11 protein-coding genes are annotated in these 13,359 nt (G+C 36.5%); all 11 read right to left on the reverse strand.

Annotated features, from left to right (window positions below; all coding sequences use genetic code 11):
* Positions 1-17 precede the first annotated feature (17 nt).
* Positions 18-1,100 (reverse strand): phospho-N-acetylmuramoyl-pentapeptide-transferase, encoded by a 1,083-nt coding sequence (gene mraY / locus Q5N69_RS08880; RefSeq protein ID WP_304368527.1) that lies wholly within the window; start codon positions 1,098-1,100, stop codon positions 18-20.
* Positions 1,100-2,491 (reverse strand): UDP-N-acetylmuramoyl-tripeptide--D-alanyl-D-alanine ligase, encoded by a 1,392-nt coding sequence (gene murF, locus Q5N69_RS08885; protein ID WP_304368528.1) that lies wholly within the window; start codon positions 2,489-2,491, stop codon positions 1,100-1,102. Before murF ends, mraY begins: the two co-directional genes overlap by 1 nt.
* Entirely contained in the window at positions 2,488-4,044 is a 1,557-nt protein-coding gene (locus tag Q5N69_RS08890) for a UDP-N-acetylmuramoyl-L-alanyl-D-glutamate--2,6-diaminopimelate ligase (protein WP_304368529.1), read from the reverse strand. Before Q5N69_RS08890 ends, murF begins: the two co-directional genes overlap by 4 nt.
* Positions 4,037-5,818 carry a penicillin-binding protein 2 gene (locus tag Q5N69_RS08895; protein ID WP_304368530.1) on the reverse strand — a complete coding sequence of 594 codons (1,782 nt, stop codon included), beginning with the start codon at positions 5,816-5,818 and terminating at the stop codon, positions 4,037-4,039. The genes Q5N69_RS08890 and Q5N69_RS08895 overlap by 8 nt, the downstream gene beginning before the upstream one ends.
* Complete coding sequence (ftsL, locus tag Q5N69_RS08900; protein WP_304368531.1) at positions 5,815-6,129, reverse strand: cell division protein FtsL; 315 nt, start codon at positions 6,127-6,129, stop codon at positions 5,815-5,817. The genes Q5N69_RS08895 and ftsL overlap by 4 nt, the downstream gene beginning before the upstream one ends.
* Before the next feature lie 17 nt (positions 6,130-6,146).
* A complete protein-coding gene (rsmH, locus tag Q5N69_RS08905) occupies positions 6,147-7,088 on the reverse strand; it encodes a 16S rRNA (cytosine(1402)-N(4))-methyltransferase RsmH (protein WP_304368532.1) in 942 nt (313 codons plus the stop codon).
* A gap of 58 nt (positions 7,089-7,146) precedes the next feature.
* Positions 7,147-7,605 carry a division/cell wall cluster transcriptional repressor MraZ gene (gene mraZ / locus Q5N69_RS08910; protein ID WP_304368534.1) on the reverse strand — a complete coding sequence of 153 codons (459 nt, stop codon included), beginning with the start codon at positions 7,603-7,605 and terminating at the stop codon, positions 7,147-7,149.
* A gap of 336 nt (positions 7,606-7,941) precedes the next feature.
* Positions 7,942-9,036, reverse strand: a complete 1,095-nt coding sequence (locus tag Q5N69_RS08915; protein WP_304368535.1) for an ABC transporter ATP-binding protein — start codon at positions 9,034-9,036, stop codon at positions 7,942-7,944.
* Positions 9,033-10,661, reverse strand: coding sequence for an iron ABC transporter permease (locus tag Q5N69_RS08920; RefSeq protein WP_304368536.1), 1,629 nt, complete (start codon positions 10,659-10,661; stop codon positions 9,033-9,035). The genes Q5N69_RS08915 and Q5N69_RS08920 overlap by 4 nt, the downstream gene beginning before the upstream one ends.
* A gap of 527 nt (positions 10,662-11,188) precedes the next feature.
* Positions 11,189-12,187, reverse strand: coding sequence for an extracellular solute-binding protein (locus Q5N69_RS08925; RefSeq protein WP_304368537.1), 999 nt, complete (start codon positions 12,185-12,187; stop codon positions 11,189-11,191).
* 112 nt (positions 12,188-12,299) lie between these two features.
* Positions 12,300-13,172, reverse strand: a complete 873-nt coding sequence (locus Q5N69_RS08930; protein ID WP_304368538.1) for a sulfite exporter TauE/SafE family protein — start codon at positions 13,170-13,172, stop codon at positions 12,300-12,302.
* Between the last annotated feature and the right edge of the window lie 187 nt (positions 13,173-13,359).

The following is a 13,359-nucleotide window of genomic DNA, read 5'->3' on the forward strand; positions in this document are numbered from 1 at the left end:
TTTTTATCTCAATATTTCTATCGTAGTTTTAATGTCGCTAATCCAATTAATACTAAAACTACTGATATGATCCAAAACCTCACAATAACTCTTGGCTCTGGCCAACCTTTTAATTCGTAATGATGGTGAATTGGCGCCATTCTGAAAATTCGTTGTCCACGTAATTTATAAGAGCCAACCTGTAAGATAACCGACACAGTTTCTACTACAAAAACACCGCCCATAATAAATAATACAAGCTCTTGTCTAACCAATACGGCAATAACGCCTAAGGCAGCACCTAAAGCTAAAGAACCAACATCACCCATAAATACTTGAGCAGGATAAGTGTTAAACCATAAAAACCCTAAACCTGCGCCAACAATCGCAGTACATACCACAGCGAGTTCACTGGTTAATGGAATATGAGAAATATTTAAATATTCAGAAAAGTTTGCATTACCTGTAACATAAGCAAATAACCCCAAAGCGCCAGCTACCATTATTGTAGGAACAATAGCTAAACCATCTAAACCATCAGTTAAGTTCACTGCATTACTGGTTCCTACAATCACAAAGTAAGTCATTACAATGTAAAACAGGCCTAATTGCGGTAATACATCTTTAATAAACGGGATCACCAATGATGTTTCTTCTGGAGTTTGTGCAAACTGATACAAGAAAATCGCAGTAGCTAAACCAACAACGGTTTGCCAGAAATACTTCCAACGAGCGATTAAGCCGTTTGAATCTTTTCTAATCACCTTACGGTAATCATCTACAAAACCAATAATGCCAAAGCTCACTACAACAAATAACACAACTTGTACGTAGGTATTTGATAAGTCGCCCCATAGCAGCACACTAAAAACAATAGAGGCTAAAATTAATATGCCACCCATTGTTGGTGTACCTGACTTAGATAAATGACTTTCTGGGCCATCGTCACGTACTGTTTGTCCTATTTGCATATCTTGTAAATATTTGATCAATTTAGGACCAAAATATAAAGACACAATCAGTGCGGTTAATGTACTTACGATGGCTCTAAACGTTAAGTATGAAAAAACGTTAAATGCACTAAAATATTGAGTTAAGTATTCGGCTAACCAAAGTAACATTATGCTATTACCTCATTAGATTTTTGATATTGGGTAATAATTTCTTTTACAACGTGTTCCATATGCGCGCTTCTTGAACCTTTGATTAATATTGATATTTGCTGCTCTTCATTTTTTAATAATGGATGAAGCGCTTCGATAAGCGCTTCTTTAGAACTAAAATGACAGCTTGTTTCTTTTGATTGATTAAAAGCATCAGCAGTTACCTGACTTAAAACACCAACAGTTAGTAAATGTTCTATTTTACAATCACGAGCATATTCACCCACTTCTTGGTGATAACTTCTCGCTTGTGCACCTAACTCCCCCATGTCGCCCAAAATTAAAATACGTTTTCCTGGGTAACTTGCAAGTAGATCAGTTGCTGCTTTAATGGATTCCACATTGGCGTTATAAGTATCATCAATCAATCTGATATTTTCAGTTAATTGATGGATATTAGAACGACCATTTACTGGCTGCATTTCTGCTAAACCTAAACGTATATCATCTAAACTAACACCAAATTCAATAGCAATTAGTGCCGCGGCTACAGCGTTACATACGTTATGTTTACCGGGTACCGTTAATTCGATAAAAGTATTGCCAATATGAGTATTTAAGGTAAAACTTGCACAACCTCTGTCGTCTAACACAACGTTAGCGCTATAACAGTCAGAATCACTCAAGCAAGAAAAACGACGCACTGTTTTATTTTCTAAACGCCATTGCCATTTATCTGCAAACTTACAATCTTTATTATATAAAGCCACACCGTTTTCAGATAAACCTTCATAAATCTCACCTTTGGCGCGGGCAACACCACATAAACTACCAAAACCTTCTAAATGCGCAGCCGCGATATTATTAATCAAAGCCACATCAGGTTTTGTTAAGTTTGTTGTATAAGCAATTTCACCAATATGATTTGCACCTAGCTCAACTACTGCAAAATCATGGCTATGATCTAGCCTTAATAAAGTTAATGGCACGCCAATATCGTTATTAAAATTACCTTTTGTTGCTAAAACTTTACCTACACGAGATAAAATTGCTGAGGTCATTTCTTTTACGGTTGTCTTACCACTACTTCCAGTTATAGCAACAGTTTTAGGAGCTACAGTTTGCTTAACAAAAGCAGCTACTTGTCCTAAAGCTTTATGAGTATCTTTAACAATAATTTGCGCTAAGCTTGAATCAACTTGATGATTAACAATAAGCGCTGAACAACCTGATTTTTCAGCCTGCTCTATAAATTTATGACCATCAAAATTAGGTCCCTTAAGGGCTAAAAATAAATCACCATTATTAATTGCACGAGTATCGGTAGTCATATTATCTATAGATAAATCATTACCGACTAATTGTCCGTCCACTGCGTTAGCAATACTTGAAAGAGTTAATGAAATCATAGCATTGCCTTCTTAGCATAAATTGATTGAACAAATTCACGCTCGTTGTAGGCAAGTTTTTCATTACCTACCACGATGTAATCTTCGTGTCCTTTTCCAGCAAACAGAATCATATCTTTTGCTGTCGCCATTTCTATTGTATTTTCTACGGCTTCACTGCGCGTCAAAATAACCTTAGCTTTTTCAGGAAACTTACAGCCTTGTAATATTTCATTAGCAATATCTGTTGGAGATTCATTTCGAGGGTTATCGTTAGTAATAACCACATGATCTGCATATTGCTCAGCAACCGCTCCCATTAATGAGCGTTTACCATTATCTCTATCTCCACCACAACCAAACACAACATACAATTCGCCTTCACAATGTAATTGGCAGGCTTTAAGTGCACTTTCTAGTGCATCAGGAGTGTGAGCATAATCGATAACAGAGGTTGGCACATTGGCTGCTGAAATCACTTCCATTCGACCAATAATAGGTTTTAATTCGCTAATAGCTTTTGATATTTTTTCTAAGCTGTAACCTTGACTTAATAACACAGCAATTGATGCTAAAAGGTTACTAACATTGAAGTCACCCATTAATACGCAGCTAATATCTATATGACCTGCAAAGGTTTCTAAGCTAAATTCGACACCTTGCGATGTATGCTTAATGTTATTCGCATATACAAAACATTTATGTTCTTTTACTGCTTCTGTTAAACCATAAACAAAAACATTTGAATCTGTTGTCCAACTCTTCAACCAACTTTGAGCACAAATATCATCACCATTTAACACCGCAATTTGCGCTGTATCTTTCGTGAATATTTGTTCTTTAGCTGACGCATACTTTTCCATAGTTTCATGGTAATCAAGATGATCTCTGCTCAAATTTGTAAACACAGCAATATCAAGAATTGATGGTGAAACACGATGTTGATCTAAAGCGTGTGACGATATTTCCATCGCTACATGACTAATGTCGTCATTAACAAAATCATTTAATAATTTATTAAGCTCTGTAGGACCTGGCGTTGTATTTACAATCGGCGTTAAGGCATCTAATTTACCTGCACCAACGGTTCCAATAACAGCACACGACTTACCACAGCTTTCAAACAACTGAGCTATAATTTGGCTCGTTGTGGTTTTACCGTTTGTTCCGGTAATACCGACAGTTGTTAACTTATTGTGTGCTTGTAAGTAGTATAAACTTGCTAGTCTTGATAAATTTTTATGTAATTCAAAAAATTGAACCAGCGTGACGGTTCTTTTAGATTTATGATTATTTGAATCAGTAGTTTCAACTTTTCTTAATTCGATTTTTCCATGAAGATTGACTTCATCACATTGAACCAAAATAAGCTCAGCGCCTGCTTTTATCGCCTGCTCAATATAGTCTCGACCGTCAGTTAGATGACCTAGAGTTGCAGCAAAAACATCACCGGCTTTGACTTGTCTGCTATCATTTACAAGGTCACGATTTTCTTGTTCTGATAACTCGATAGTCAACGGAATATTGAAAGCGTTTAATGCTAAATGTATTGAAAAACGAGAGGTATTAGACATTGTCTTTATCCTCTACTTTTTTAACCAATTTAGTCTTAACATGGCTAACTTTTACAGCGTTAGCACCGTCTAATTTGTCAGGCGCTATGTTTAATAAATGCAATGCGCCTTTCATTACACGCGAGAATACTGGAGCTGCAACTTCACCACCATGGTACATATCACCACTTGGCTCATTAATCACTACAACAACAGACAATTCAGGTTTTGTTATTGGAGCAATACCTGCAAATAAACCAACATAATCATTTCCGTAACTCCCCGCCATAGCTTTAAATGCGGTACCTGTTTTACCACCAACACGATAACCATCAACAATAGCGGCTTCTACATGCTGGTTAACAACTTGCTCAAGCATGTTTACCACTTCTTGTGTATTTTCTTCAGAAAAAATACGCTCTGACTTATTAAATTGTTCGTTTTCTGGTGTTGCTTTTAAAATAGTTAAAGTACGTTTAATGCCACCATTGGCTATCGTAGAGTAAAAACGCGCCATTTGAAGTGGAGTAGCAGCTACGCCCATACCGTAAGATAAGGTTGCTAATTCAATTTGAGACCAGCGTTGACGATCGTGCATAATACCTGAGCTCTCGCCCATTAAGCCGGTTCCAGTATCTTCACCAAAACCAGCTTCAAAGTACTTATCTAAAAAGTATTCTTTTGGTAACGACAAGGCTAATTTAGTTGTCCCCATATTTGATGAGTTAACCAAAATATCGGTAAGGCTTTGCTCACCATAGTTACGAGGGTCACTTACTCGGCGCCCACCTAATCTCATGTAACCTGGCGATGTATTGATAATGGTATCTTTGTCAACAGAACCAAATTCTAAAGCACTGATAACAGTCAGTGGTTTCATGGTCGAACCTGGCTCGTAGAAATCAGTAATGGCTCTATTGCGAAAACGATGAATTGCTGTATTTCTTCGATTATTTGGATTGTAAGATGGGCTATTGACCATAGCCAAAATTTCACCGGTGTGAACGTTAGTTACCACTACAGAACCAGATGTTGCCTTAAAGGCTTTTACTGCGCCCTTAAGTTCTTTATAAGCAAGTGCCTGAATACGTTGATCAATACTTAACTGAACATTTTTAGGTGGCGTTGCATCTTCCACTTTTAAAATTTCAATTTTACGACCTTTTGCATCTTTTCTGTATTGGCGTGTTCCATCAGTACCGGTAAGTAACTGGTCGTAAACTCGTTCAACACCTTCAATACCTTTATCATCAACATTGGTAAAACCAACTAGATGAGCACTGATTTCACCTGCAGGATAGAAACGTTTTGATTCTTTTCTTAAATGAATACCAGGGATTTTTAACTGACGAACATAATTCGCCATAGCAGGAGATACTTGACGCTCAATATAAACAAAACGTTTTGTAGGGTGGCGTAATACACGGCTGGTTAATGTATTCACATCTTGATCTAAAACATCAGCTAAGGCTTGCCAATGTTCTTTCATGTCTAATGCTTTATTCTGCATAACTATTTTAGGATCTGCCCAAATAGTTTCTACTGGAACACTTACCGCTAACTCGTCACCATTGCGATCAACGATAGAGCCACGCTGTACGGTTTTAGCTGCGGTGCGAAGTGAACGCATATCGCCTTGCTGTTTCAACATATCTGGTTCGATAATTTGAATGTAAGCACTACGAGCCACTAAACCTGAATAAACGAACAAGATCACACCTAGCACAACGTAAAAACGCCATGCTACGGTGGTAGGCTTGTATTTTTCATTTCGTTTAGTCATTTTTTTGCTCATGGCAAAGTTATAATCACTTCTGATTTAGCGTCTGGACGCTTCATGTTTAATTGTTTAGCTGCTTTACTCTCAATAGCACTGTGCTCAGCTAAGCTATTTTGTTCTAATAACAAGTTACGGTATTCAATATCTAGCTCGTCTCGTTCTACTAATAAGTTCTCAAAAGCACTGGTTGTTTGGCGGTGCATATGAGTGAAATAAATCACGTAAAATGCTGAAACCAGTACTGACATAAGTAAAACAAGTACCAAAATATTACGCTTTAGGTCTTTCCATATTTCAAATGCCAGAACGATCTTTTTAGATGCCATAATCTATTGCATCTCGTTTATCGTGGAAGTCTCTGGGCGATACGCAACACAGAGCTTCTTGCTCTGTTATTCACTTCTAATTCGTCTTTACTTGGCTTTAACCTTCTACCAACTAACGATAATTTTTTACCTTTTTGTAATTCAGCTTCACTAATAGGCATTCCTCGTGGTACTTGCATACCTTGAGAGTGTTTCTTCATAAACTGTTTCACTAATCTGTCTTCTAAAGAATGAAAACTAATAACCACTAAACGCCCTTCTTCTGCCAATACAGATAATGAAGACGCTAATACTTTTTCAATCTGTTCAAGTTCGCTATTAATATAAATACGAATAGCTTGAAAACTACGTGTTGCCGGATGTTTTTTAATTTCTCTTTGCGGCGCCACTGTTTTTATTAACTTGGCAAGCTCAGAGGTACGGGTAAAAGGTGTTTCTTCTCGAGCATCAACAATCGCGTTAGCAATTTTCCATGCGTGCTTTTCTTCACCAAAAGTTCTTAACACCCAAGTAATATCTTCAACATCAGCTACAGCAATCCATTCTGCTGCTGTTTGGCCTTTGCTAGTGTCCATTCTCATATCTAATGGACCATCTTTCATAAAACTAAAACCACGGTCTGCGTCATCAAGTTGAGGTGATGAAACACCGAGATCTAATAAAATCCCATCAACTTTTTCTAATAAATTGTGTTTGTTGGCAATAGCTTCTAATTCTGCAAAACCACTGTGTTCAATAACAAAACGTGGATCATCAGCAAACTTCTCAGCTGCGGCAATAGCCGTTAGGTCACGATCAATAGCAATTAATCGCCCAGATTCTGAAAGTTGTGAAAGGATAAGGCTAGAATGTCCGCCACGACCAAAAGTACAGTCGATATAAACACCGTCTGGGTTGATAGCTAGTCCGTCTACTGCTTCGTTGAGCAATACTGAAATGTGTGAATTATCTATTTGCATTTTTTTATTAAATAACCGTATCGTTAATTGTTATATCTACCGAGTAACTCGATTGATACTATAAAGACAAATCGAGTAATCTTTCTGTAAGCTGGATATCGCTGGCTTGCATTTCACTAATATCTTGTTGCATTTGTGCTTGCCAAGCTTGTTCGCTCCAAATTTCAAATTTTTTCAACTGGCCAACTAAAATAATATTTTTTTCTAAACTTGCGTGTTGTCTTAATGGGCCATTGATAAGTAATCTTCCGCTTTTATCAATTTCACAATCAGATGCGTTACCTAATAGTTTTTGTTGAGCAAGACGTTCTTGAGGATTCATGCTCGACAATTCACACAACTTTAATTCTATTTCTTCCCACTCGTGGATTGGGTAAAGCAACAAACAAGGATGTTGAATATCAACTGTACACACCATTTTTCCTTGGCAATCAGCAAATAGCTCCTCGCGATACTTCGTAGGTATCGTGATTCTGTTCTTGCTATCTAATGTGATTGAGCTGGTGCCTCTAAACATAACCCTGTCTTTTTGTTGGGTGAATCAAATTTGATCCACTTTTTCCCACTTTTATCCACATTGGACAGTTTAGATAGGAAAGCAAGGTTCTGTCAAGCAAAGAATCATGAAATTGATCCCGCTAGATCTCAATAAAATAAAGGCTTTAAGGGAAGTTTATGAAAATGTGGGCTTTTGTGGATCTACAGCCCTTATTTTTACTGGATATTAAATTTTTTGTTACTATTTTATACAATTTCTGAGAGGCCGAATTAGAAATGAGGGAAAATTTCCCATTTTTAGCTTTGATATATTTTATGCAATTTACACTTTTTTTATCGACAAAATTGTATCAGCTTAAAAAGCTAAATATTGATGAGGTTTTATACAAATTGACAACTCTTGACCCAGTTCAAATACCTGTTCATGGTAAAAACTTAAACGTTTAACATGTAACTCTTCTGAATTCTCAATGCTACTAACAAGATAGTGATAACCTTGCTCAGTGATGCCAATGTGATTTACAACAACATTTGCCTTAGCGTCAACATCGACTTTAACATCTTTAGGTTTTATTAACATAACCTGCTTATTGTTATTAAAATCGTTGTTTTCACAAGTTTTAACATTAGGATCTTGCTCATGACTAGTTAGTTGGCTGAGTGAATCTAATTCAATATAACCTAACGCTGTTTCAATCTGATTTTCTTTTCTTTTAAATGGTAACCAGCTACCCAATTGCAGAAAGTCTGCCACCTGCCAGCTATTAGGATGTTGGCTCACATGCACTGGCGAACCTATTTGAAGCAATTTACCTTGATACATCACTGCGACTTTATCAGCAAAGGTGAAAACTTCATCTTTATTGTGGGTAACGAAAATTGCCGTCATATTTAACGATTTAAGTAACTGACGTATTTCTATCATCAGTTCATTACGTAAGCGTGCGTCAATATTAGAAAAAGGCTCATCAAGTAATAACACTTGTGGTTGTGGGGCTAAAGCTCGCGCAATAGCTACACGCTGCTGTTGACCACCTGACAGTTGATGAGGATAACGTTGTTCAAAACCTTTTAGTTCTAATAAATCTAATAATTCACTTATTCTTGCGTCTTTACTGGCTTTGTCTAGTTTATCAATTCCAAAACCAATATTTTTCTCTACGCTGAGATGAGGGAATAACGCATAGTCTTGAAAAATCATTCCAACGTTACGTTGCTCTGGCGGTAATAGATTGTCTTTTGTAATAAGAGTTGAATCACCAATAGAAATACTGCCAGCTTCTTGCTCAATAAATCCAGCTAAAGTATTTAACAAGGTGGTTTTACCACAACCGCTTGGCCCTACTAAACCTAAAATATCTCCAGCTTCAAGGCCAAAGCTGATATCCGACAAAATAGTTTTTTGTTGTAGTTTCACCTGTAGTTGATGAATTTCTATAATGTGGGTCACGCCTTATCCTCGTTTCTATTTAGCCAAATAATGGGAATTAATCCAAATGCTACAATCAAAATAGCGCCAATTGCACCTTGCTCAAGACGTTCGTCTGATATGAGCTGATAAATTTGCGTGCTTAGGGTGTCGAAATTAAATGGGCGTAATAGTAACACGGCTGGCAATTCTTTCATGGCTTCTACAAAAACTAACAACCAAGCAATAAAGATTGATGATTTAAGTAAAGGAATATGTACTGTTAATATACCTTTTAATCGCCCTACCCCTAAACTCGGTGGAGCTAGATCAATAGACGCAGATATTTGCTCAACACCACCTGAAATAGTGCCATTAGCTATAGCTGAAAATCTAACGACAAAAGCAAATACAATGGCAAATATGGTCCCAGATAAAATAAGCCCAGGTTCTTCAATACCTACATTTGCCGCTAAGTCATTTATATAATTATCTAACGGGCCAAATGTTGCTAACATTGCCATAGCTAATACAGTGCCAGGAATAGCATAGCCAAAACCTGACACATTAATAGGAAGAGCTTTTAGCTTATCTTTATGTAAACGTTTATAAAGGACTAAAACAAGCGCGATAATAGTCGCAATAGTCGCAGTGTAAACAGCTAATTCAATACTGTTAAAGCCTGTTGAAACCAACTCATCTATTTGTTCAAGGCTTGCGTATTCTATTGCCATCAATACCAGCAAACCTAAAGGTAATAAAAAACCTAATATAACTAAGCTCCAACAAAATACACTAGCAAGTATTTGCTGTGGCAGAGTTAATATAATTTCATGGCTAGAAGTTATCGGGCGATTAGATTGATGCCTTTGGTTCATTCGCGCTTTTTGTTCAAATAACACCACTAAAAACACCATCAACATCAGTAAGCTGGCTAGAGCATTTGCTGTTGATAAGTCGCCATAACCTAACCAAGTATCGTAAACCGCAGTCGTTAAGGTATTTACCGCAAAATATTGAACTGTAGCAAAGTCAGCTAACGTTTCCATAAGCACTAAACTAATAGCAATGACAATTGCAGGTCGAGCTAAAGGCAAACCCACTTTATAAAAACTTTGAAAGGTAGTTAAACCTAATAATCGACTGGCTCGATGCAGATTTTGATCTTGTTGTTCAAAAGCTGTGCGAGTTAGCATATAAATATAAGGAAACAATACTAAAGAAATAACAACGCCAGCACCGAATAAGGTTCTTATATCGAAAAACCAATAATCGTTAGGTGAATTCCAATTAAATGTTGTTCTTAAAAAACGCTGTACTGGCCCGGCGTAATCAAACAAGTCAGTATACAAATAAGCAACTAAATAGGCAGGCATAGCCAACGGCAACATCAGTAACCATCTAAGAGTATTTTTAGCTTTGATATTAGTTTGAGTGATTAAAGCTGCACAAGTCACCCCAAAAAGGCTCGACAAAATGGCAACAATTAAAGCTAAAGATAAGGTATTTAATACATAGGTAGGTAAAACGGTATCCCATAAATGGGAGAACAATTCAGTCGTAGCACTTAAGCCACTTCCTAACATAATAAAAATAGGTAGTATTAATACACTTGCGATAACCCAGCTAATAATGCGCCAAGCTTTACTACGGTTACCTGATATCAAAATACTACGCTGCCATTTTTATTATGAGTTGTTGATTTTACACAGATCAATTCATAAATCGAACTGGCACTAAGCTTGAAGTTTATCAGATTAATGCTAGGGTCTGTTGATCTTTCAGGGTTAAATTTTATTCAATTTAAAACGGATGTAGTCGCGATGTGAGCTTTGTATAATAGTCATTCTCGGCTTTGTCTCCTAAGTAGCCCTACCTTCTGCATCCATGCAGTCGTATTAAAAAAGCGAACACGGGTTATACGTTCCAACATAACCCAAGTACCTACATCCATGCAGGCAGCAAAGAGTAAATTCGTTTTAAATGAACCCAGAGGGCAGCACTTGTTTACTATTTATACGGCGTTATCGTAAGTTCGAGTAGCTAGCTACACATCACATACTCTGCCTTGTTTAAATACTAAACATGTTGCTGTAAAAACAATCTCGAAAGTTCAACAGACCCTAATAAAATCATCAACATTAATCTGTATGCATTATATCTTCAAGAAGACTAAGCGCTCAATAACAAAGTGTTATAAGTCAAACTTCACTTTATCTAAAAGCATTAAAGCTGTTTTTCTATGTTGCGCTAACGCTTCTAGAGGAAGCTTGTCGGCTGAGAATTTTCCCCAAGACGCAACAATATCAGACACTTTCACACCTTCTCTAACCGGATATTCCATATTCGTTTCTGCATAAAGCTCTTGCGCAGGTACTGAAACTAAAAACTCCATTAACGCTTTAGCATTTTCAGCATTAGGTGCATGTTTTGCCATTCCCATTCCTGAAACGTTAACATGAGCGCCACGGTTATTTTGATTAGGGAAGTTAATATTTACACTATCGGCCCAAACTTTTTGTTTCTCATCTTGCAACATATTACCAAAATAATAGCTATTACCTAATGACACATCACATAACTCTTGGTTAATCGCTTGTACTTGGCTGCGATCATTACCTTGAGGTTTACGTGCTAAGTTATTTTTAACGCCTTCTAACCAAGTTAAGGTGTCAGCTTCACCGTGCTCAGCAATCATAGAAGCAATCAAAGCCACATTATAAATATGCTTACCGCTACGTGTACAAATACGGCCTTTCCATTCAGGTTTAGCTAAATCTTCATAATTAAAATCAATATCACCTAAACGCTTAGCTGAATATATGTTTCTTACACGTGTTGTTAAAGCAAACCATTTGTTATCAGCTGCTCGATATTGTGTTGGAATAGCCTGTTCAATATCTACAGAAGTAACTTCTTGTAATAAATCACTATCATGTAAATCAACCAAACGGCTAATATCATTAGTTAGTAAAATATCCGCTGGGCTATGTTTACCTTCACGTTTTAAACGTTCAACCATACCATTTTTAGCGAAAACAACATTCACTTGCACGCCTGTTTTGTCGGTAAACTTTTTAAATAAAGGCTCAACTAAAAACGGCTGACGATATGAATATACATTAACTTCTTGCTTTGCATTTGCAGCAAAACAAGCCATAAAGACCATGACACTTACTATTTTCTTTAACATGAATTACCTACATTATTAATAGTGATTAAACTAAACTCATCGAGATTAAGGTTGATTATACCTGACCAGCTGCAATTTACGAATAATTCTCATTTGTAAATTGTAACCAATCTCATACTATCCCTACAAAACCAATTAAAACCAACCAAAAAGCAAAAAACAGCTTCAATCGCATTACCGATAAATAATTAACAAGTGTTTTCGCTAAAATGCCACCTACGACAGCACCAGGACCAGCAAATAATAATACTTGCCAATATATTTGAAAATCTATCACTAGATGTTGCCATACACCAGCCCAAACAGTGATAGCTGAAACAACAACAGCAACTGAAACAGCTAGAGTAACTTCAAAACGTCTAACAATTAAATATATAGCGACAAGCTCACCTACACCAACCGATAACCATGCTGTAATAGCACCGCCAAATAAACTAATACAAACTAAAGCAAGCCAATCAAAAATCAGTAGTTTGCTATTTACTTCACCTTCTTTGAGAAAAAGCACATAAGCAAAAATGCTAATCCCTAAAATAAAAGAGAACCAGCTGAAATTGAAATGTAAACTAGCAGGAGCTTCTAAAACAGTACCATACACATACCAAAGACCAATAACTGAGCATAAACTACAAAGTAAAATAATTAGATTAAAGTTTTCCCAAGACGGTGAGCTAAGCTTTTCAATTCTATAGTATCTATACCAAGTAATAGCGCCAGCAGTCATACCGAAACACTGAATAGCAAAACTTGTCGCAATAGCTTGTGTTTCAGTAAATCCAAGATGATTAAAAGCAGGGATAAAAATAACACCACCACCTGCTCCAGTTGAATTAGCAAAAATGGCACCAGCCATTCCTAGAAATAAAAACGAGCAATAATCAAGAAGCTCATTTATAGATAAAGGAACAATAATTAAAAGTAAAAGCCATAAACTAATAAAAATATACTTAACTTGGATAAGTGATGAGATGAGATTATTAATCAATATAAAATTCTTAAATGAGGGTCTGTGACCTTTTACAATTGTTTTTTACAACAACATGTTTAGTATTTGACCAAGGTAGATTATGTAAGCTGTAGACAGCTAATCTAACATACTTACATAAACACGTTATAAACAGTAAACAGCTTCTTCCTTTCGGTTCATTCCAATATAATGAAATTCAATCACG

This window comes from Pseudocolwellia sp. AS88 (assembly GCF_030551755.1).
Lineage (GTDB): Bacteria > Pseudomonadota > Gammaproteobacteria > Enterobacterales > Alteromonadaceae > Pseudocolwellia.

What these genes read in the sequence shown, in the direction of transcription:
- mraZ (WP_304368534.1), bottom strand. Translation starts at nt 7,605, where the DNA reads ATGTTTAGAGGCACCAGCTCAATCACATTAGATAGCAAGAACAGAATC.
- Q5N69_RS08895 (WP_304368530.1), bottom strand. Translation starts at nt 5,818, where the DNA reads ATGAGCAAAAAAATGACTAAACGAAATGAAAAATACAAGCCTACCACC.
- ftsL (WP_304368531.1), bottom strand. Translation starts at nt 6,129, where the DNA reads ATGGCATCTAAAAAGATCGTTCTGGCATTTGAAATATGGAAAGACCTA.
- murF (WP_304368528.1), bottom strand. Translation starts at nt 2,491, where the DNA reads ATGATTTCATTAACTCTTTCAAGTATTGCTAACGCAGTGGACGGACAA.
- Q5N69_RS08890 (WP_304368529.1), bottom strand. Translation starts at nt 4,044, where the DNA reads ATGTCTAATACCTCTCGTTTTTCAATACATTTAGCATTAAACGCTTTC.
- rsmH (WP_304368532.1), bottom strand. Translation starts at nt 7,088, where the DNA reads ATGCAAATAGATAATTCACACATTTCAGTATTGCTCAACGAAGCAGTA.
- Q5N69_RS08925 (WP_304368537.1), bottom strand. Translation starts at nt 12,187, where the DNA reads ATGTTAAAGAAAATAGTAAGTGTCATGGTCTTTATGGCTTGTTTTGCT.
- mraY (WP_304368527.1), bottom strand. Translation starts at nt 1,100, where the DNA reads ATGTTACTTTGGTTAGCCGAATACTTAACTCAATATTTTAGTGCATTT.